This window comes from Pandoraea sp. PE-S2R-1 (genome assembly GCF_002179865.1).
In the GTDB taxonomy this organism is placed as follows: domain Bacteria; phylum Pseudomonadota; class Gammaproteobacteria; order Burkholderiales; family Burkholderiaceae; genus Pandoraea.
The window spans coordinates 1-288 of sequence record NZ_NGUR01000146.1; the positions used below are offsets into that span (position 1 = coordinate 1).

Genomic DNA, 288 nt, shown 5'->3' on the forward strand with positions numbered 1-288 from the left:
CCCGAGAGAGCAGAATGCCGAGCAACAAGCCGGTCATCACCGTGCCGACGACCCGCCCACGGATCGACTCCGGGGCGAGAGTGGCGGCAGCAGGCACGATGTCCTGCGCCATGGTCGCCGTCAGGCCGATGGCCAGGCTCGCGGCGAGCAGGGTGCCGATGCCCGGCGCGAAGGCGGCCAGCAGGAGCGCGAGCGTGAGAATCACTCCCTTGATGAGAACGATGCGACGGCGGTCGATGATGTCGCCCAGCGGCACCAGAAGCAGAATGCCCAACGCATACCCGAGCT

1 protein-coding gene is annotated in these 288 nt (G+C 67.7%); it reads right to left on the minus strand.

Annotated features, from left to right (window positions below; genetic code table 11):
- The coding region (locus tag CDV44_RS27450; protein ID WP_141118854.1) for an MFS transporter at positions 1-288 on the minus strand (288 nt) is incomplete at both ends.